This window comes from Ruegeria atlantica (assembly GCF_013032505.1).
Taxonomy (GTDB): Bacteria; Pseudomonadota; Alphaproteobacteria; order Rhodobacterales; family Rhodobacteraceae; genus Ruegeria; species Ruegeria atlantica_F.
The window spans coordinates 1,064,792-1,085,433 of record NZ_WQCG01000001.1 but is presented as its reverse complement, the minus strand read 5'-3'; the positions used below and the strand labels follow the sequence as shown (position 1 = coordinate 1,085,433).

18 protein-coding genes are annotated in these 20,642 nt (G+C 58.3%); 16 read left to right on the top strand and 2 right to left on the bottom strand.

What is annotated here, in order from left to right; all coding sequences use genetic code 11:
• Positions 1-29 precede the first annotated feature (29 nt).
• From ftsW to GOW92_RS05210, 15 genes are all read left to right on the top strand, one after another.
• Positions 30-1,193 carry a putative lipid II flippase FtsW gene (gene ftsW, locus GOW92_RS05280; RefSeq protein WP_170558592.1) on the top strand — a complete coding sequence of 388 codons (1,164 nt, stop codon included), beginning with the start codon at positions 30-32 and terminating at the stop codon, positions 1,191-1,193.
• Entirely contained in the window at positions 1,193-2,290 is a 1,098-nt protein-coding gene (locus GOW92_RS05275) for a UDP-N-acetylglucosamine--N-acetylmuramyl-(pentapeptide) pyrophosphoryl-undecaprenol N-acetylglucosamine transferase (RefSeq protein WP_170558590.1), read from the top strand. The genes ftsW and GOW92_RS05275 overlap by 1 nt, the downstream gene beginning before the upstream one ends.
• Positions 2,287-3,696: a UDP-N-acetylmuramate--L-alanine ligase gene (murC, locus tag GOW92_RS05270; RefSeq protein WP_170558588.1), complete on the top strand. Its 1,410-nt coding sequence runs from the start codon at positions 2,287-2,289 to the stop codon at positions 3,694-3,696. The genes GOW92_RS05275 and murC overlap by 4 nt, the downstream gene beginning before the upstream one ends.
• Before the next feature lie 76 nt (positions 3,697-3,772).
• The gene (locus tag GOW92_RS05265) at positions 3,773-4,021 is read left to right on the top strand and encodes a DUF2484 family protein (RefSeq protein WP_170558587.1); all 249 of its coding nucleotides are present in this window, start codon (positions 3,773-3,775) and stop codon (positions 4,019-4,021) included.
• Positions 4,018-4,272: a DUF2484 family protein gene (locus GOW92_RS05260; protein ID WP_170558586.1), complete on the top strand. Its 255-nt coding sequence runs from the start codon at positions 4,018-4,020 to the stop codon at positions 4,270-4,272. The genes GOW92_RS05265 and GOW92_RS05260 overlap by 4 nt, the downstream gene beginning before the upstream one ends.
• 340 nt (positions 4,273-4,612) lie before the next feature.
• Positions 4,613-5,542: a UDP-N-acetylmuramate dehydrogenase gene (gene murB / locus GOW92_RS05255; protein WP_170558585.1), complete on the top strand. Its 930-nt coding sequence runs from the start codon at positions 4,613-4,615 to the stop codon at positions 5,540-5,542.
• Between the two features lie 108 nt (positions 5,543-5,650).
• On the top strand, positions 5,651-6,568 hold the full coding sequence (locus GOW92_RS05250; RefSeq protein WP_170558584.1) for a D-alanine--D-alanine ligase: 918 nt from the start codon (positions 5,651-5,653) through the stop codon (positions 6,566-6,568).
• Positions 6,556-7,551 carry a cell division protein FtsQ/DivIB gene (locus GOW92_RS05245; protein WP_170558583.1) on the top strand — a complete coding sequence of 332 codons (996 nt, stop codon included), beginning with the start codon at positions 6,556-6,558 and terminating at the stop codon, positions 7,549-7,551. Before GOW92_RS05250 ends, GOW92_RS05245 begins: the two co-directional genes overlap by 13 nt.
• A gap of 7 nt (positions 7,552-7,558) precedes the next feature.
• Positions 7,559-8,893, top strand: coding sequence for a cell division protein FtsA (gene ftsA / locus GOW92_RS05240; protein ID WP_058279582.1), 1,335 nt, complete (start codon positions 7,559-7,561; stop codon positions 8,891-8,893).
• Positions 8,880-9,305, top strand: coding sequence for a hypothetical protein (locus GOW92_RS05235; protein WP_368040250.1), 426 nt, complete (start codon positions 8,880-8,882; stop codon positions 9,303-9,305). Before ftsA ends, GOW92_RS05235 begins: the two co-directional genes overlap by 14 nt.
• Before the next feature lie 348 nt (positions 9,306-9,653).
• Entirely contained in the window at positions 9,654-11,273 is a 1,620-nt protein-coding gene (ftsZ, locus tag GOW92_RS05230; RefSeq protein WP_170558582.1) for a cell division protein FtsZ, read from the top strand.
• A 213-nt stretch (positions 11,274-11,486) separates the two neighbouring features.
• Positions 11,487-12,407: a UDP-3-O-acyl-N-acetylglucosamine deacetylase gene (gene lpxC, locus GOW92_RS05225; RefSeq protein WP_170558581.1), complete on the top strand. Its 921-nt coding sequence runs from the start codon at positions 11,487-11,489 to the stop codon at positions 12,405-12,407.
• A gap of 127 nt (positions 12,408-12,534) precedes the next feature.
• Positions 12,535-13,377 carry an outer membrane protein assembly factor BamD gene (locus GOW92_RS05220; protein ID WP_170558579.1) on the top strand — a complete coding sequence of 281 codons (843 nt, stop codon included), beginning with the start codon at positions 12,535-12,537 and terminating at the stop codon, positions 13,375-13,377.
• A gap of 35 nt (positions 13,378-13,412) precedes the next feature.
• Positions 13,413-15,062 carry a DNA repair protein RecN gene (gene recN / locus GOW92_RS05215; RefSeq protein ID WP_170558577.1) on the top strand — a complete coding sequence of 550 codons (1,650 nt, stop codon included), beginning with the start codon at positions 13,413-13,415 and terminating at the stop codon, positions 15,060-15,062.
• 100 nt (positions 15,063-15,162) lie between these two features.
• Entirely contained in the window at positions 15,163-16,848 is a 1,686-nt protein-coding gene (locus GOW92_RS05210) for a chloride channel protein (RefSeq protein WP_170558575.1), read from the top strand.
• Here GOW92_RS05210 and GOW92_RS05205 read toward each other — a convergent pair.
• Positions 16,845-18,179, bottom strand: coding sequence for a DUF3179 domain-containing protein (locus GOW92_RS05205; protein WP_254452899.1), 1,335 nt, complete (start codon positions 18,177-18,179; stop codon positions 16,845-16,847). The genes GOW92_RS05210 and GOW92_RS05205 overlap by 4 nt on opposite strands.
• A 785-nt stretch (positions 18,180-18,964) precedes the next feature.
• On the opposite strand from GOW92_RS05205, the gene GOW92_RS05200 reads away from it, so the two are divergent.
• Positions 18,965-20,290, top strand: a complete 1,326-nt coding sequence (locus GOW92_RS05200) for a hypothetical protein (protein ID WP_170558571.1) — start codon at positions 18,965-18,967, stop codon at positions 20,288-20,290.
• Between the two features lie 5 nt (positions 20,291-20,295).
• On the opposite strand, the gene GOW92_RS05195 is transcribed toward GOW92_RS05200, so the two are convergent.
• Positions 20,296-20,637: a DUF427 domain-containing protein gene (locus tag GOW92_RS05195; RefSeq protein ID WP_170558569.1), complete on the bottom strand. Its 342-nt coding sequence runs from the start codon at positions 20,635-20,637 to the stop codon at positions 20,296-20,298.
• Positions 20,638-20,642: the final 5 nt, after the last annotated feature.

The window sequence follows — 20,642 nt, the reverse complement described above, 5'->3', positions numbered from 1 at the left end:
GTTAACGAGGCAGATAGTGGCGGTATCTCATGACTGAGATGGTGTATGGCGCGGTTCAGGACCAGCGCGGAGAACCGATTCTTCCAAAGTGGTGGCGGACGATTGATCGCTGGACGATGTCCTGTGTTCTGATCCTGTTTGTCATCGGGTTGTTGCTGGGGCTGGCCTCATCGCCGCCGCTGGCCGGGCGCAATGGGTTTGATCCATTCCACTATGTCGAGCGGCAGGTGCTGTTCGGCGGTTTGGCGCTTATTGCCATGTTGTTGACCTCTATGATGTCGCCGACACTGGTGCGGCGTTTGGCTGTGCTTGGCTTCCTTGCTTCTTTCGTTGCATTGGCTTTCCTGCCGGTCTTTGGGACGGACTTCGGTAAAGGTGCCGTCCGTTGGTATTCACTGGGTTTTGCGTCGCTGCAGCCGTCAGAGTTCCTGAAACCCGGATTTGTCGTCGTGGCCGCTTGGCTGCTGGCCGCGTCGCAGCAGATCAACGGCCCTCCGGGGCGGTTGTGGTCTTTCGCGCTGTGCATAGCGATTGTCGCGATGCTGGTTTTGCAACCAGACTTCGGGCAGGCCTGCCTGATCCTGTTCGGATGGGGCGTGATGTACTTTGTGGCCGGCGCGCCGATGCTGTTGCTGGTTGGCATGGCCGGGGTCGTGGTTTTGGGTGGCATGTTTGCCTATTCGAACTCGGAACACTTTGCCCGCCGCATTGATGGTTTTCTGAACCAGGAGGTCGACCCGACCACTCAGCTTGGGTATGCCACCAACGCCATTCGTGAGGGTGGATTGTTCGGCGTTGGCGTCGGTGAGGGGCAGGTGAAGTGGTCTTTGCCCGATGCGCACACGGATTTCATCATTGCTGTCGCGGCCGAGGAATACGGTCTGATCCTGGTGCTGATCATCATCGCGCTTTATTCACTGATCGTGGTGCGGTCACTGCTGCGGCTGATGCGGGAACGTGACATGTTCATCCGATTGGCCGGGACCGGTCTGGCCTGCATGTTCGGCGTTCAGGCCATGATTAACATGGGTGTGGCTGTGCGCCTGCTGCCAGCCAAAGGTATGACGCTGCCCTTTGTCAGCTATGGTGGTTCGTCGCTGATTGCGGGTGGTATCGCGGTTGGCATGTTGCTGGCGTTCACCCGAAGCCGCCCACAGGGCGAACTTGGCGATATTCTGCGCGGAAGAGGATAATGGGGACACCTTACCTGTTGATAGCGGCGGGCGGCACCGGGGGCCACATGTTCCCGGCGCAAGCGCTGGCTGAAGCGATGCTGAAGAAAGGCTGGCGTGTGCGCCTGTCTACGGATGAGCGTGGCGCGCGTTACACTGGTGGCTTTCCGCAAACGGTCGAGATTGTCGAAGTTGCCTCGGCCACTTTTGCGCGCGGCGGTCTTGCGGCCAAGGCAATGGCTGGACCCAAAATCGCGGGCGGCGTTGCTAGTATGGCCTTTCAGATGACGCGGGACAAACCGGATGTGGTGGTCGGCTTTGGCGGATATCCGTCGATCCCGGCGCTAGGGGCGGCCACTATGCTGAAACTTCCCCGCATGATCCACGAACAGAACGGGGTCCTGGGTCGCGTAAACCAAGTTTTTGCCACACGCGTTGCCAATGTGGCCTGCGGTGCTTGGCCGACAGATCTGCCCGAAGGCGCGCACGGAATCCACACCGGCAACCCGGTTCGCGCGGCAGTTCTGGAACGTGCGGCAGCAGGATACATTCCGCCTGGCGACTATCCGATGTCGATCCTTGTAATGGGTGGCTCTCAAGGCGCTCGCATCCTCAGCGATGTTGTCCCCGGAGCAATCGCGGCCTTACCCGAAGACCTGCGCAGCCACATCCGCGTTGCCCATCAGGCCCGGGACGAAGATGGTGAGAGGGTGACCGCATTTTACGCCGAGCACGGAATTCGGGCCGAAGTCCTGCCTTTCTTCGACGATGTCCCGCGCCGCATGTCTGACGCGCAACTGGTTATCTCCCGTGCGGGCGCGTCCAGCGTTGCCGATATCTCGGTTATCGGACGTCCTGCAATCCTGATCCCGTTTGCCGCCGCCGCAGGCGACCACCAGACCGCCAACGCGCGGGGACTGGTTCAGGCGGGCGGGGCGATCATGATCCCTGAAAACGCGCTTGACGTTGCCGCGCTGACAGAGCAAATCACCGCAGTTCTGACCAACCCCGAAGCCGCGCAAAAGATGGCCCATGCCGCCCTCTCGACAGGTGCCCCCGACGCGACCGAACGTCTGATGGCCCTCGTCGAACAACTGGCGCAGAAGGAGACCACATGAATCCAGCAACTAAACTGCCGCAGGACGTTGGGTCGATCCATTTCGTAGGGATCGGCGGGATAGGGATGTCGGGCATTGCCGAGGTTCTGCTGAATCTGGGCTACCGTGTGCAGGGATCTGACCTGAAAGCGTCTAAGATCACCGATCGTCTGGCGAGCCTGGGGGCTGAGATATTTGTCGGCCAGCGCGCTGAAAACCTAGAAAATGCGGCCGTTGTCGTTGTGTCGACTGCCATTAAACCGGGTAACCCCGAGCTGGATGGCGCCCGGGCGCAGGGCCTGCCGGTCGTCCGTCGCGCTGACATGTTGGCCGAGCTGATGCGCCTGAAGTCGAACATCGCTATTGCGGGCACGCACGGTAAGACCACCACGACCACAATGATGGCCGAGCTTATGGTGGCCGGCGATTTCGATCCGACCGTCATCAATGGTGGCATCATCCACGCCTATGGCTCGAACGCACGGATGGGGCAGGGAGAGTGGATGGTGGTCGAGGCCGACGAATCCGACGGCTCGTTCAATCGGCTGCCCGCGACCATTGCCATTGTTACGAATATCGACCCTGAGCACATGGAGCATTGGGGTGATTTCGACCAACTGCGTGACGGCTTTTACGAATTCGTCTCGAACCTGCCGTTCTACGGGCTGGCTGTGTGCTGCACGGACCACGCCGAAGTACAGACGTTGGTTGGACGTATCACCGACCGCCGGGTCCGGACCTATGGCTTCAATGCACAGGCCGATGTGCGCGCCTTGAACCTGACTTACAAGGGCGGCGTGGCGCATTTCGACATCCACCTTCAGTACGAAGATAAGATGATTGAGGGCTGCACATTGCCGATGCCAGGCGACCACAATGTCTCGAACGCGCTGTCTGCCGTGGCCGTCGCCCGCCACCTGGGTATGAAGGCCTCGGAAATCCGCGAGGCGCTGGCCAATTTCGGTGGCGTCAACCGCCGCTTTACTAAGGTTGGAGAGGTCGATGGAGTTACCATCATCGACGATTACGGCCACCACCCGGTAGAAATCGCAGCCGTTTTGAAAGCCGCACGTCAAGCAACCGACGGGCGCGTTATCGCCGTGCACCAACCGCACCGTTATTCGCGTCTGTCCAACCTGTTTGACGATTTTTGCACCTGTTTCAATGACGCGGACGTTGTCGCCATCGCCGATGTCTTTGCGGCCGGAGAGGACCCGATTGAAGGGGCCGGCCGAGATGATCTGGTGCAAGGTTTGATCCGTCACGGCCACCGCCATGCGCGCGCATTGCTGAATGAAAATGATCTGGAGCGCCTTGTGCGCGAACAGGCCCGCCCCGGTGACATGGTGGTTTGCCTTGGTGCCGGTACGATCAGCGCTTGGGCCAACGGGCTGCCCGATAGGCTGCGACAAAAACAAGCCGTTTGACGGAATGGACTCCCCGGCAGTGCAACTTTAAAGTGTGATGTTGCAATTGCAGCAATGATCGTCCTCGGAGGGGCAGTTGGTATATTCAGTGCTTTTTGCTGGCTTGTGGGTTCTGGCTTCAACGGCCGTGGCCATGTTGCCGATGCGCCTTCAGTTTCCGCCCGGCGTGGTTCTTTTCGTTTCTGCACCTGCGCTGATCGTCTGGCTGGGCCATGACTTTGGTTGGTTCTTCTCGGTGCTAGCATTTGCTGCTTTTGCATCCATGTTCCGCAATCCCATTCGTTTTTATTGGCGTCGCTGGACAGGGCAGGAGGTCGAGGGATGAACTGGTCAATCGCCTTGGCCGCGCTGTGGGGGATCGCCGCGAATGTTCTGGCGATGATCCCCAGCAAGGATAACCACTGGACCCGCGCGTATGTTTTGATTGCGCTCGGAATTCCGATCCTGGGGTATGTAACCTTGCAGAACGGCCCGTGGATCGGGCTGATCGTTCTGGCGGCAGGTATGTCGGTACTACGGTGGCCGGTGATCTATCTGGGGCGCTGGTTGCGGCGAGTCGGTCGCAGTTTTGAATGATGGCTGCACTGATAGCTTTTTGTTGCCTAGCTGTTGTTTCATTCCTTTCCGCTTTGGCCATAGCCCATTTGTTATCCAAGCGCGGACTTGCATGGACCGTGTTTTCAGCAATCACAGTATCCGCTGTGAGCATCACGTATCTGCTACTCGCCAATGGTGAAGGTCCGCCAAAGGACGCTGATTATTTGTTGGTCCTCTTAGCGTGGTCATTGTTTTTTCCTGCCCTGTCAGGCGCAATCCTGGGTGCGTTGATGGGGACCATTAGAAAGATGCGTCGCAATTGCTGATCTTTTTTCGTTCGATGGATGACATCCCAGAAAGCCGGATATAGAACGAGCCTATGACACTGACTTCGCTTCCGGTTCGCGGAAAACTAACCGAACAAAGATCACTCAACGACCTGACATGGCTTCGTGTTGGCGGTCCTGCGGACTATTTTTTCCAGCCGGCCGATGTCGAAGACCTGCAAGCCTTTCTGCGCAATTTGCCGGCAGACCGACCCGTTTTCCCGATGGGTGTTGGTTCGAACCTGATCGTTCGTGATGGCGGTTTGCGCGCAGTGGTGATCCGGCTGGGACGTGGATTCAACAATATCTCAGTCGAAGGCAATACCGTCACCGCAGGTGCTGCGGCGCTGGATGCGCATGTGGCGCGAAAGGCCGCGGATGCGGGCGTGGATCTGACCTTTTTACGCACGATCCCAGGCTCAGTCGGAGGTGCCGTGCGGATGAATGCAGGGTGTTATGGCAGTTACACGGCGGATGTGCTGCGCAAGGCGACTATTGTCACTCGGGGTGGAGAGGTCGTGGACCTGACGCCCGAAGACCTGAATTTCCGTTATCGCCAGTCCGATCTGCCCGAAGGTGGGGTGCTGATCTCGGCAACGTTCGAAGGACCATCCGGCGATCCGGACGAGTTGCATGCCCGGATGTCGGCGCAATTGCAAAAACGCGATGAAACCCAGCCGACCAAAGATCGCAGCGCTGGGTCTACCTTCCGCAATCCGGCGGGGTTTTCTTCGACCGGGCGGGCGGATGACGTGCACGACCTCAAGGCGTGGAAGGTCATTGATGATGCGGGCATGCGCGGCGCAACCAAAGGCGGCGCGCAGATGAGTCCAAAGCACTCGAACTTTCTGATCAATACCGGTGATGCCTCTGCCGCGGACCTCGAAGGTCTGGGGGAAGAGGTGCGAAAAAAGGTTTACGAAACAAGCGGCATCACGCTAGAGTGGGAAATCATGCGGGTCGGTGATCCGTTGACAGAATAAAGCCCTAACCGTCAGACCATAACAGGCAAATTAAGGCGACGGATCAAAGGCATAAACGCAGTACGGACCACCACATAAGGTCCGGGGACATTGAGGCGCACGTTGGGTATGTCGAGCAGGACAAGCCCCAAAGTGGCGGTATTGATGGGTGGGCCCTCGAAGGAACGCGAGGTGTCTCTCAGCTCTGGGCGCGAATGCGCAGCCGCCCTTGTGGGAGAAGGCTTTGAAGTGGTTGAGCTGGACGCAGGTCCTGACCTCTATGCGCGCCTTTTGGACATCAAGCCAGACGTAGTGTTCAATGCCCTGCATGGCCGTTGGGGCGAGGATGGCTGCGTTCAGGGGTTACTTGAATGGATGCGCATTCCGTACACGCATTCCGGCGTTCTTGCCTCGGCTCTGGCGATGGACAAGCAACGCAGCAAAGAGGTCTATGAGGCTGTTGGCCTGCCCGTTGTTCCCAGCGTGATCGTCCCCAAGATCGAAGTGGTCGAGGTTCACGTGATGGAGCCGCCCTACGTGGCCAAGCCCAACAACGAAGGTTCCAGCGTCGGGATCTACATCGTACACGAGGGGTCCAACGGTCCTCCGCAACTGTCGGATGAGATGCCCGATCAGGTTATGGTCGAGAAGTACATTGCCGGGCGCGAGCTGACCGTAACGGTGATGAATGACAAGGCGTTGACCGTTACCGAGATCATGACCGATGGCGGTTGGTACGACTATGACGCCAAGTACAAGCCCGGCGGATCATGGCATGTTTTGCCCGCTGACGTTCCGGCCGAGATATTTGATCTTTGTATGGACTATGCGTTGCGCGCCCATACCGCATTGGGTTGCAAGGGCGTTAGTCGCACGGATTTTCGCTGGGATGACAGCATTGGCGTGGATGGGCTGTTCCTGTTGGAGACCAACACACAGCCCGGCATGACGCCAACATCGCTGGTGCCTGAACAAGCCGCGCATCTGGGGATGTCTTTTGGTCAGCTCTGCGCCTGGATGGTGGAGGACGCATCATGCGACCGCTAAGAGCCACCCGAGCACCTGTGGTTCACCGGCCCAAGCAATTGGCCGGCCCTGATGCCGATTTCGAATCCGGCGCGCGTACAGGAGCGGAACCCAAATTGCGGCTGCGCGGGATGTTTGGCCGCAAGGGTGATCGCCTCGACCCGGCCCCGTCGCGCCTCAACTACCGCCTGCAGCGCTGGATGCTGACGCGAGGCGTTCGGCGTAGCCTAAAGATTGGCCTGCCGGTGTTTGCCGTTTGCGCCGCAGTTGGCATCTATTTCGGCTCGCAAGAGCGTCGCGATGCGGTGGTGGCCTATGTCATCGACATCAAGACTTCAATCCAGCAACGGCCAGAGTTCATGGTCAATCTGATGGCCATTGACGGGGCAGGGACCAACCTGTCCGAGGATATTCGTGAGGTCGTGCCGCTGGATTTCCCTGTCAGCTCATGGGATCTGGATGTTGAGCAAATCCGCGATACGATTACCGGGCTGAATCCGGTCAAATCCGCCACGGTACGGGTGCGCCCGGGCGGCATTCTGCAGGTGGATGTAGTCGAGCGTCAGCCCGTCATCGTCTGGCGTACGCGGAACGGGATCGAGTTGCTGGACGAAACCGGTGCCCACGTGGAGCGCATCGCGTCGCGTAAGGATCACGCCAATTTACCTCTGATCGCAGGCAAGGGCGCTGATGCCCACGTGCGTGAGGCGCTTGAGTTGATGACAACCGCTCGCAGCCTTGGTGGCCGCGTGCGTGGGTTGGTCCGGATCGGTGAGCGCCGCTGGGATCTGGTTATGGACCGCGGTCAACGCATCATGTTGCCGACCGAGCGTCCCGTGCGCGCGTTGGAGCGCGTCCTGGCCGTCAATGAAGTGCAGGACCTTTTGGAACGCGACGTGGCGGTGGTCGACATGCGCCTTGGCCAACGTCCGACAATAAGAATGACCAAAGCTGCCAGCGAAGACTGGTGGAATACAAAAGTGACAGTGGGTAGCGAGCAGTAAGACAATGATGACCGATCTTTATCAGTCCCAGCGGGCCATGCGGCAGATGCGCAGACAGGCGATGCAACGCGGTGTTGTCGCCATTCTGGATGTTGGCAGTTCCAAGATTGCCTGTCTTGTGCTGCGCTTTGACGGAACGGGCCGCCTGAGCGAGGACAACACAATCGGATCGATGGCCGGTCAGACCGGCTTTCGTGTGATCGGTGCCGCGACCACACGGTCACGCGGTGTTCAGTTTGGCGAAGTCACCGCCATGCAGGAAACCGAACGGGCCATCCGAACCGCCTTGCAGGCGGCGCAGAAGATGGCTGACATTCGTGTTGATCATGTGATCGCCAGCTTCTCAGGGGCGAACCCACGTTCCTACGGTCTGGATGCGCAGGTTGACCTTGAAGGTCAGGTAGTGACCGAGGCCGAAGTGGGCCGTGTTCTGAATGCCTGCGACGTGCCGGATTACGGCGCAGGACGCGAGGTTCTGCACGCCCAACCGGTGAATTTCGCGCTGGACAACCGTTCGGGTCTGATCGACCCGCGAGGGCAAATGGGTCAGAGCCTTGCCGTCGACATGCACATGCTGACGGTTGACGCGACAGCGATCCAGAACATCGTGCGCTGCATCAAGCGCTGCGATCTGGAGTTGGCGGGAATTGCAAACTCGGCCTATGTGTCCGGTGTTTCCGCGCTGGTCGAGGATGAACAAGAGCTGGGTGCCGCCTGTATCGACATGGGCGGCGGCACGACAAGCGTGTCGATCTTCATGAAAAAGCACATGATCTATGCCGACTGCGTGCGCATGGGTGGTGATCACGTGACCTCTGACATCTCGATGGGGCTGGGCATCCCGGCCTCCGTGGCCGAGCGGATCAAAACCTTCAACGGCGGCGTCCATGCCACTGGCGCTGATGATCGCGACCTGATTGATATCGGCGGCGATACCGGCGACTGGGAACATGATCGCCGCACGGTCAGCCGTGCTGAACTGATCGGGATCATGCGTCCGCGTGTTGAGGAGATCCTTGAAGAGGTGCGTGTTCGTCTGGATGCCGCCGGGTTCGAGCACATGCCGAGCCAGCAGATCGTCCTGACCGGCGGCGGCAGCCAGATCATGGGGCTGGATGGTCTGGCCACCCGCATCCTCGGGCAGCGTGTTCGCCTGGGTCGGCCGCTGCGTGTGCATGGCCTACCGCAATCGGCAACGGGGCCGGGGTTCTCGTCGGCGGTGGGGCTCAGCCTGTTTGCTGCGCACCCGCAGGACGAATGGTGGGACTTTGAAATCCCGGTCGATACCTATGCCGCGCGCCCATTCAAGCGTGCCGTGCGTTGGTTCCGTGACAATTGGTAAACGCATTTCCGCGACGCTGATCGCTTGTCTGGGCGCAGCTGCGCCATTGGAGGCAGCAGCGCAGACGCGCATTTCACCCGAGGCGTTTCTGGCGGCGGTCATGGGGAAAACCGTTGATTTTCATGACTTCCACAGCGGTGAGATTGTTGGGACCGAAGAATTCCTCAGCTCGACGGTGTCGGTTTGGCGCCGTGAGGGCAGGGGGTGTGTTTACGGACAAATCACCACGCCGAACGGACAGATTTGTTTCCTTTACGATGATGAAATCGAAGGTCCGGCGGTTTGCTGGTGGCCGTTCGAGTATGAAGGCAGATTGATGGTCCGGCTGGCGACCCTTGCAAACTCGGAGATTCAAGAGGTTCGCCGCATCACAACTGAAGGTCTGAATTGTCCAAGTGCCCCGATTAGCTAAAGAAACGGGTTGCAGCAGACTCATTTATCCCGCAAGATATCCACAAGGCCCGACAGAGGCCCGCGGCAGGACTTGAGCAGTTTTCCGCAGTTTGACAGTTTATGAGTCCCTTTGGTGATGCGTCGGTTGAGTGCCGCGTGCAAATCGCCTGTTTTGTGCTACATTGAGTTCTTTACGCAACATCTGGCAGTTTATGCGAAATACTGCCGGTCAGCGCCTTATTTCCTCCATATTTTGTGGAATTGCGCGATTTTTGGCGTGACGTTTGCTGTTTCGAACGGTAGGATTGTTAGTGGATAGGTAAGAAAAACACCGCTTTGGCGGGAACAAAAAACAGGCGGACAGAGCATGACATTGAATCTTTCGATGCCCGGGCACGACGAACTGAAGCCTCGGATCACGGTATTTGGCGTTGGCGGTGCAGGCGGCAACGCTGTCAACAATATGATTGAGAAACAGCTGGATGGCGTCGATTTTGTGGTCGCCAACACCGATGCGCAGGCGCTGCAACAAAGCCAGTCCTCGGCGCGGGTGCAACTGGGTGTGAAAGTCACCGAAGGTTTGGGGGCAGGGGCACGTCCGACCGTGGGTGCCGCAGCAGCCGAAGAGAGTATTGAGCAGATCGTAGATCACCTTGCTGGTGCGCATATGTGCTTTATCACCGCCGGTATGGGCGGTGGCACTGGAACTGGTGCCGCTCCGATCATCGCGCAGGCCGCTCGGGAACTGGGTGTGCTGACCGTTGGTGTCGTGACCAAGCCTTTCCAGTTTGAAGGCGCCAAGCGGATGCGTCAGGCCGAAGACGGCGTTGAGATGCTGCAAAAGGTCGTCGACACTCTGATTATCATCCCTAACCAGAACCTGTTCCGCCTGGCCAACGAAAAGACCACGTTCACCGAGGCGTTCTCGATGGCCGACGATGTTCTGTATCAGGGTGTCAAAGGTGTCACCGACCTGATGGTCCGTCCGGGCTTGATCAACCTCGATTTTGCCGACGTTCGTGCCGTGATGGACGAGATGGGCAAGGCGATGATGGGTACCGGCGAGGCCACAGGCGAAGATCGCGCCGTTCAGGCCGCCGAGAAGGCAATTGCCAACCCGCTGCTGGACGAAATCAGCCTCAAGGGTGCAAAGGGCGTTCTGATCAACATCACCGGTTCGCACGACCTGACCCTGTTCGAACTGGACGAGGCTGCCAACCGCATCCGCGAAGAAGTGGACCCCGAGGCAAACATCATCGTTGGCTCGACACTGGATACCGTGATGGAAGGCGGCATGCGTGTATCGGTTGTTGCGACCGGTATCGATGCCAGTGAAAAGCAGGAAGATGTTCCCGTCGCGCGCCGTTCTATGTCGGCACCGCTGACTCGCACCGTTTCGGCTGAGGAGCCAGTGCAGGAAGAAGCACCTGTTGCTGCAGAAGTCGCTGAGCAAGCACCGCAGCAAGAGATGAATCGCGAACCCTCGCTGTTCGAAACACCTGAAGAGCCTGCACAGCCTCAATTTCAGTCTCGTGTCGAACAGGATGATGATGGTTTGCCACCGCCGGCCTATCAGCCGCGCGTTGCCGAATTCGAGCCGACCCCCGAACCGGTTGAGCCTGCGCCCGAGAGCTATGTCGCGCCGCAGCCTCAACCGGCAGCGGGAACACCGTCGCCCGAAGCACTGCAGCGCTTGCAGGCCGCCGTTCAGAACGTTCCGCCGTCCGAACGGAGCCCTTCGATGGTCCGTCCTGCGACCCCACAACCAGCCCCGGCTCCGCAGGATGAGTCCCATGACCGTCCCCGGTTTGGCTTTAACCGCCTGATCGACCGGATGACCGGTCACGCGGCAGATACTCCGGCGCAACCACCCCGCCAGCAGCCCGTAATGCGCCAATCTGACGCTACGGCACCCGCAAGGGATGAGGCGGACCCGGAGCAGGATCGGATCGAAATTCCCGCCTTTTTGCGGCGCCAGGCCAACTGATCGCGGTAACAAAATGATTACAAGGGGTCGCCGAATGGCGGCCCTTTTCTTTTGTTTTATAGGGTTTTAAGGGGGGGTAAGCAGGGATTTGCCGATCTGTTACATACATGTTTCATTCGGTTACAAAGAGTGAGTTGAGCCTTGACGCCGCCTTCCTTAACTGAGTGTCCAACACGGCCAACCGAGGCCGGACACCACTCTTCGAGGTTCACCTTGCAACATACGCTCAAATCTCCGGTCACGTTTAAAGGCGTCGGACTGCATAGCGGTAAGCCTGCGACGATGGTCCTGAAACCGGCAGCCGCCGGTCACGGCATCTGGTTCAAACGGACGGATATTGAGCTGGGCAATGCCCTCATCCCTGCGATCTATGACGTGGTCGAGCGTACCCCGCTGTGCACCCGCCTGATCAACGACGCGAGTGTCTCAGTGTCCACGGTAGAACATATCATGGCTGCGCTGGCCGGTTGCGGCATACATAACGCACTGATCGAGATTGATGGTCCCGAGGTTCCGATCATGGACGGGTCCTCGATTGATTTCGTTCGCGGTATCATGGCGAAAGGCGTGCGCCGTCAGGCCAGCCCGGTTCTTGCCTATGAGGTTCTTAAACCGGTGACCGCTGTGCGCGAGGGTGCAAGCGCATCGATTGCCCCCGCGGATGGTTTGATCATCGACTTCCACATTGATTTCGAAGACGGTGCAATCGGCAATCAGACCAAGACGCTGGATATGCGCAATGGTTCTTTCGCACGCGAGCTTTCCGACTGCCGGACGTTCTGTCGCCGCACTGATGTTGAGGCGATGCGTGAAAACGGCTTGGCATTGGGCGGTACATTGGAAAACGCAGTCGTCGTTCAGGGTGACGAAGTCCTTACACCGGGTGGCTTTCGCCACGCGGACGAGGCCGTGCGTCACAAGATGTTGGACGCCCTTGGAGACCTCTATTTGGCAGGTGGCCCGATCTTTGGTCACTTCACGGGTGACAAATCCGGCCATGCAATGACCAATACTCTGCTGCGCAAACTGTTCGAAACACCGGGTGCGGTCCGGCCGATCCTGTGCACCCCCGAACAAGCAGCCCGCCTTCCCGGGCAGGGCCTTGTCTGGAACGAAATCCCAGAAGTCGCGTGATTGGATCAAGTCTGACGACAATTCCGCGAACGGGCGCATAAGACGTTTTGCACCAGAATTATATGTGCTAGACCTTGGCCTAAATCGGGGCTTAACCCCGTCAAGTAATACGACAAGGATAGGCGGAATGGTTGGCACCAAAGCGGCAGTCAGGCTCGCAGGCGCGATTCTTCTGACAGCAGTTTTGACGGCGTGCGCTGGAAAAGGCGCAGACCGCAATCAGAACCTGGAAGGGTTCACTCCTGAACAGATTTTCACGCGCGGCGAATATGAGCTGTCGCAGAATCGTTCGGACGATGCAGCGTGGTATTTTTCAGAAGTAGAACGTCTGTATCCGTATTCCGATTGGGCCAAGCGCGCGCTGATCATGCAGGCGTTCTCGTACCACACGGACAAAAACTACGAAGAAAGCCGAGGTGCAGCGCAGCGGTACATTGATTTCTACCCGACAGACGAAGATGCAGCTTATGCCCAATATCTTCTGGCGCTCAGCTACTATGACCAGATTGACGAGGTCGGGCGCGATCAGGGCCTGACTTTTCAGGCGTTGCAATCACTGCGCACCGTGATCGAAGTTTATCCCGATAGTGAATACGCGACCTCGGCTGTTTTGAAATTCGATCTGGCCTTTGATCACCTGGCTGGCAAAGAGATGGAAATCGGGCGTTATTATTTGCGTCAGGACCACTATACCGCAGCCATCAACCGGTTCCGCGTCGTGGTCGAGGATTTCCAGACCACGTCCCACACTGCCGAAGCGCTCTATCGCTTGATCGAGGCCTATCTGGCACTGGGTCTTGTGGACGAGGCACAGTCGGCGGGGGCCATTCTGGGGTACAACTATCAGTCGTCCGAATGGTATGATGCTGGCTATAAATTGTTGACGTCGCGCGGGCTGGATCTCAAGAGCCGTGGAAACAACTGGCTCAGCACGATTTACCGTCAGACGGTCAAGGGTGAGTGGTTGTAATCGCTATGGCCAATGGGTTGGGACGCTAAGACCCGATGCTGCGCGCCCTCGATATCCGCGACATGCTGATCATCGACCGGCTGGAACTCACGTTTCAGCCGGGCCTGAACGCTTTGACTGGTGAAACTGGCGCGGGCAAATCGATCCTTCTGGATTCGCTGGGGTTTGTTCTGGGCTGGCGCGGCCGGGCTGAACTGGTGCGGCAGGGTGCCGCCCAAGGCGAAGTCGTGGCCGAGTTCGAGCTGACTGAGGATCACGCCGCACATGCGATTCTAGCCGAGGCGGGACTGCCCGGCGGAGAAGAGTTGATCCTGCGCCGTGTGAACACGGCCGAGGGCCGCAAGACCGCTTGGGTCAATGACCGCAGATGTTCGGGCGAGGTGCTGCGCGCTTTGTCCGAAACACTGATCGAGCTGCATGGTCAGCATGATGACCGCGGCCTGCTTAACCCGCGTGGCCACCGGGCAATGCTGGACGATTACGCCGGAGCAGAACCCTATCTGGCAAAGGTGCGGTCAGCTTGGTCCGAGATGTCCCGCGCACGCAAGGCACTGGCACAGACAGAGTCGGCCTTGGCCTCTATGCGGGCGGAAGAGGAGTTTCTGCGGCATTCGGTGTCCGAACTGGATCAACTGGACCCGCAACCGGGCGAGGACGCCGAACTCGACGCCCGTCGTCGTATGATGCAAGGGGCCGAACGTATCCGCGATGACGTTGCCCGCGCCTTCGCTCTGCTGGGTGGTGACGGGGCCGAGGGGGCGATGGCTGACGCTGTGCGCTGGCTCGAAGGGGTGTCGGATAGTGCGGGCGGCCAATTGGAAGAGCCAATCGCCGCACTGGGACGCGCCTTGATCGAGTTGGGCGAGGCGCAGGATGGTGTCGATGCATGCCTGCAAAAATTGGATTTCAATCCGGCGGAATTGGAGCAGGCCGAAGAACGCCTGTTTGCCATCCGCGCACTCGCGCGAAAGCATGACGTCGGGCCTGACGATCTGGGCACCTTCGCCGATACATTGCGCGACCGCCTGAACCGGCTTGACGCGGGCGACGCGGATCTGGCCGATCAGAGAGCGACGGTAGATGCAGCACAGGCCGCATATGACGCCGCAGCGGCAAATCTAAGCGCAGTGCGACAGAAGTCGGCCGGGCAACTGGATGCCGCAGTTGTGACCGAGCTCGCTCCGTTGAAAATGGAACGCGCTGTGTTCCAAACCGAAATCACGGTCGCAGACCCGGGCCCCGAGGGGATTGACGCCGTGGCGTTCACTGTTGCCACCAACCCCGGCGCGCCATCAGGTCCGCTGAACAAGATCGCCTCGGGTGGTGAACTCAGTCGTTTTCTTCTGGCGCTCAAGGTCTGTCTGGCCGGAGATGACAGCGCGCGCACGATGATTTTCGACGAAATCGACCGCGGCGTTGGCGGCGCGACCGCTGATGCTGTCGGGCGGCGCCTTGCATCGTTAGCGCATGGCGGACAGGTTCTGGTCGTGACGCACTCGCCGCAGGTGGCGGCCCGCGCGGCACATCACTGGCGCGTGCAGAAACAGGTCACCGACGGGCAGACACTGTCTACCGTTGTACCGCTGGCTGAGCCCGACCGCGTGGATGAAATCGCCCGTATGGTTGCAGGCGATACAATCACCGACGAGGCCCGTGCGGCCGCTCGCGCCCTTTTGGATGCCTGAGGCTTTTCTGACGCTTTCCTGTGTTCAATCCGTCGCGATCCCACTTTTATAAGGGCGCTCCGTGGCTTACTAAGGGGAAAGACGTGATCCCCGAGGGCCAATGACCCAATCAACCCGCACCGTTCTGCGCAACCAGCTCAATCAGGCTCTGGCCGCGATAAAGGATGCCTGGCGGGTGATGCTGCGTCGTGGGCCCAGCCAGATTCAATTCTGGTTCATCGCGCTGGCCATTGGGATTGCAGCCGGTTTCATGGCGTTGGGCTTCCGCAAGGCGATCCGCTGGCTTCAGGCTTATGTCTACGACACCGAAGACATTTTGCTGTTGCATAGCCACGCGGAAAAACTGCCTTGGATTGTCATCTTGATCACGCCGATCATAGGTGGCCTGATCGTGGGTGTAATCTTGCACAAGTTCACGGATGATGGGCGGGTACGATCCGTCGCTGACGTGATAGAAGGCGCTGCAGTGACCGATGGCCGGGTCGAGGGCAAGGCGGGTATTGCCTCGTTCTTTGCCTCGCTCATTACGCTCAGCACGGGTGGCTCTACGGGGCGGGAAGGGCCGGTCGTGCATATGGCTGGTGTAATCTCGACCTGGGTCAGCAACCGGATCCATGCCGACGGTATCACTGGGCGCGATCTGTTGGGGTGCGCTGTGGCCGCTGCTGTTTCGGCCAGCTTCAATTCCCCCATCGCTGGTGCACTCTTCGCGCTTGAGGTTGTGCTGCGCCACTTTGCGGTACATGCGTTCGCTCCTATCGTGATTGCCTCGGTTGCAGGTACGGTCATCAACCGGTTGGAATATGGCGATGTGACCGAGTTTGTTCTGGATACACCCGGTTCACTCCAATTTTACGTGGAATTGCCGGCCTTTCTGATCCTCGGCCTGATATGTGGCTTGGTCTCGTTGTTGCTGATGCGATCGATCTTCTTTGCCGAGGATATCGGCAACCATGTCCAGAACCGGCTTTCCCTGCCACGTTGGCTGCGACCGGCGGTTTCGGGGGCGATGCTGGGGCTTCTGGCGATCTGGTTTCCGCACATCATCGGCGTCGGGTATGAGACGACGATCCGCGCTCTGACAGGCGATCTGACCCTTGGCATTGCCATTCTGTTCGCCGTGATCAAGACCATAGCTGTTGCGATCACCATGGGTGGGCGAATGGGCGGCGGAGTGTTCTCGCCTTCGTTGATGATAGGAGCGCTGACCGGGTTGGCTTTTGGCTTGATCGCAACTGGGCTGTTACCGGATGTATCTGGCACACATACGCTTTATGCCTTTGCCGGAATGGGGGCCGTTGCCGCTGCCGTACTGGGCGCACCGATTTCGACCACGATGATCGTTTTTGAACTCACGGGAGATTGGCAGATCGGCTTGGCTGTGATGGTTTCGGTTTCGATGTCGACGGCGCTGGCTTCGCGCCTTGTGGACCGGTCTTTTTTCCTGACGCAGCTGGAACGCCGCAACGTGCATTTAGCCGCTGGGCCGCAAGCGTATTTGTTGGCTATGCTGCGGGCTGGGGCCGTCATGCGGCCCCTTGGCGACGCCCGCTCGATCACCAAGGAGCAAGCGGAAGAACTGATTGAACAGGGTTTATGTGTTCAGGCCAGCGCCACGCTGGAGGCCGCGATGCCCTATTTCGACCGGGATGACATCCCCTGCATTCCGGTTGTGGTTGTCGATGAAGACGGCAGCGAAAGCCCGGTTGGGGCGCTGTACCATATAGATGCGTTGAAGGCTTATAACCGCGCCTTAGCGGCTACAGCAGCCGAAGAACACTCTTAGCGTCGGTACACGGTCGCTGTATCACCCAGATAGTTGTCCCACGCGAACCAGTATGAGACATGACCAGCGACCCGGGGCAATTCGGCACCATCAGGCGCGATCAGCGCCTCTTCGGTCATTGTCCACTTCTGGCCCGTTTCATCCACCAGCCCGCCGCCCGACGCGGCAAACGTGTGAGATCCGCGCTCATATGCCCGCACAGCGCGTTTGTCTGAGTTACCGACCAAGACCAGCGGCCGGCCGGCGATCGCGTCATTGATCACCCGTGCCCGACTGAACGCATCCATCGGCCATGCTCGCGCCGCGCCGAACTGGCGGATGGTGAACACATAGTCCTTTTGCCGATGCTGTGACTGGTCAACGAGGGCAGGAAACATCAACTCAGATGACGCAAAGTAGTCACGGTAGACCACGCCGGAGCCATAGTTCCGACGGTAGCCGGTATTGCGCGACAGAACCTTGGTTTGCGGATGCGATGTTTTCCAACTTTGCCAGGTGGTGATGACCACCGGGCGCTGCTTGAGTTCGATGCCGCTGTCGACAAGCGGGCCGACGACCGGCCTGCCGGTGTATTGGTTCCACAAAGAATGCGTCTGGCGGTCGAACATCAGCTTATTGGATCGGTACAGAAATCCCGATGAACCGAAAATCAGCGGTTTGCCGCGGCCCGGAACCTGTGTTTCAAATAGAATTCCTGAGCCGCACAGGGTGCAATACGCCAAGGCCACCGGAACCCCGCCAATCACCTCGTTAAACATCTCGTGCCAGCCCATGATCCGCAAAGGGTAAGCGCGCACGTCGCCATTGATCGAAACGCCAAAGACCAGATCATCGTCCTTAAGGTAATCCGCACGAACTGCTGAAATCAGCGCCGGATTGTCCAGCGACGGGATGCCGTCCTTGTGCACGCCACCCCATGCGATCTCTTCAAACCGTATCTTCATCTTGTCACGTTGAAGGTACTTTGGTTTCAGGAAGACGTCGAAATTCGTATCAATACCCAGAAGTACCTCGCGCTTGAACGGGATAAGCGAGGGGTGCGGGACGATTTGTGGGTTCTTTTCTTGCCACAACATCCAGTCAAACCAGTCTTGGCCGTTCCTCTCACCTGTCAGGGTCTGCATGACCTGCGCGATCTCGCTGCTGCGACGTCTGGCGTATCGCATACCGGTCAGCAAAGCGGGCACCACATCCGGGTTGCCGCGTTGGGCAAGAAAGGCCATTCCCTCCTCAAATTCTGCGTTGCTTCCGAACAGGGTGGAACGCACGGCATCAAGCACCGGATCTTGTTGTGCGGAAAGCGTTCCGGGTGACAATAGCAGGGCCCCCATTGATCCTGCGAATCTGCGACGGTTAATTGGCATGGCATCCTCTGGGCGATGTTCAGGGACATTGTGCACTCTTGATGCCTCACATGCATGCAACAGCCCCGTGATTAGACCGTGAGCCTGATGTATCAGGGGGCTTGCTGGTATCACTCTGCCAACAAAGCCCAATTTGCTGCATGTCTTGGCGATATTTTGCTGGTCAGTTGCACCCGGGAATCAGCTAAGTATCTTTCAGTTTTCTCGGTTTTCTTGATCAAAAGGCCAAAAAATCGTTAGTATTGGTGACGATTGCAGCGTTATCCCTACGTGACCAAAGGAAATTTTATTCCCATAGCACGTGTCGGGAACCGAGTAATTTCAGAATCTTGAACGACCTAACTGTATTGAATTATTTTTGAACTGAAACTCGCGCGAACGGGAGTAATTTGAAAATGCTATTTCTGCATCCTGATTTGCACGCCTGGATTCTCGTTGCCTGCGCGCGTCATTCACGTCCACGACCCAGTCGCGAGAACAATTTTACAGATATCCGACCTGGAGATCTGATTTGAAGGTCTCCCAAGATGACAAGCGGATCAACGGGTCGTTATTTTCGGCACGATGCGGTCCGTGTTTCGTCACGTCAGCGGGTAGGTGCGTCGCTGGCTTTCATGCTTCTGGCGCAAAGGTTTCCCGAGACGTCAATTTTAGTAACAGTTGTTCTCAACCACTCCCACAGGTTTGTTTGAGCGATTTTATCGTGCCCGTCTGGGGGAAACCGTGGTGGGGGCCGGGCAAAGGTTCATATTATGCGAGTTTTTGATGTTGCGTTGATAGGTGCTGGCCCCGCTAGCTATGCTGCTCTAACCGCCATGCGGGCGGTTTCAGGCTCGGTGGTGGTGGTCACAGGAGAGGCTTCCGAGCCATTTGAAGGCGGTCCAGCCAAGATGGTTTCCGTTGCGTATGAGCGACAGCAACCTGCGTTTATGACAGAATGCACGGATGTATCCGGGGATGCGCCCCCATTGTTTGTTGCCGCCGAAATAGGAGGGCTTGCCAACTATTGGGGCAGACAATTGCAAGTCTACAATAGCGAAGATTCTTGGGGACGCGGGCGGTATCTTGAGACGTGGACAGATTACGCCACCGCTTGTGACACCGTGCAAAGTGACCTTCAGGTCATTGGCGGCGCCAGGCTTGGAAATCTGGGTGATGGCCTGGAAAAAAGCGCCCCGCGTCTTTTGGCGGGGACGAAGGACGCCCCGGATATCGGCTTGGGGGCCATGGCACGGGCCGTTGAAAATCGCCTGCGCGAAATGCCAAGTGTAGAAGTTCGTGCGGGACGTGTGCAACGGATCGAAAACGACCAGAATTGCGTGAACTTGCAAATGGCGGATGGGACACGCGTTCAGGCCCGCCAAGTGTTCGTGGCGGCCGGTGTGCTGGGCACTGCAACTCTGCTTGCGCGTAGCTTGCCGCAGATCACCGAGATAGGTTTCGTAGACCACGCGCCACATACAATTAACTGCCTAAGGCTGGGTCGGGCGTTGGGATCGCCGCGGCATTACAGGAACCGCGGAAACTTCCACGCGCTGACACTCAAGCTGAAAAGAGAGGGACGGTGTGATCTTTTTGCGTCCGTTTACGCTGTTTCGCAGGCGCCGGTCAGCCTTGTGACGACAACTTTGGGTCTGGGCCCGCGCCTGCGCGGTTGGCGCGTGGGGCGTTTTATTGATTTCGTGCAACCCGTTCGGATTTGGACGCCCAAGACATTTGTGCAGTTTCGTTTCCAACCTCAGCAGAGTCAGATCGAAGTGACGCATGTACCGGAACCGGAACAGGATGACGGTCTACAGCAGCTGCTGCAATGGTTGGCCTCGCATCGCGTGCGCCACAATCTGGGTAGAACTGCGCCGGGTCAAGGGTTTCACTATCACAACCTGACCTTTGGGCCGGGTCGCGAGCCTGTGGATCAGTTGGTTGATACAGCGTTTCAACAGCGGGTTCGCGTGATTGATGCTTCTTGCCTAACGGAAATTGGTTGCGCGCCGCACACCCTGACCTCAATGGCGCAAGCCTATGGGCGTGTGCGTCACGACCTGGCCTCAACCGAGCGGGTCAGAGAGGCAATCTGACAGGGTCAGATCTGTTCGACCTTAACGGAGTCGACGCGATAGAACGCGACATAACCCTTGATCTCGCCCATTGCGGCAACCGGATCTTCATAGCTCCACGCTGCGTTTTCGGTCACCGAGGATTTGTTGACGATTGAGAAATGCGTTGCATCGCCCTTGTGCGGGCAATTCGTGATCTTATCTGTACGATCCAAAAACGCCATTCCGATGTCGACGCGGGGGAAGTAGATCACTGGGTCCAGATCACCTTCCAGCAGTTCCAGTGCATTCACGCTTTCGCCCAGAACGGCGCCCCCGGAACGAACACTCCATTTACCGGCTGCTTTGCGGATCGTTATCTCTGTCATCTCTG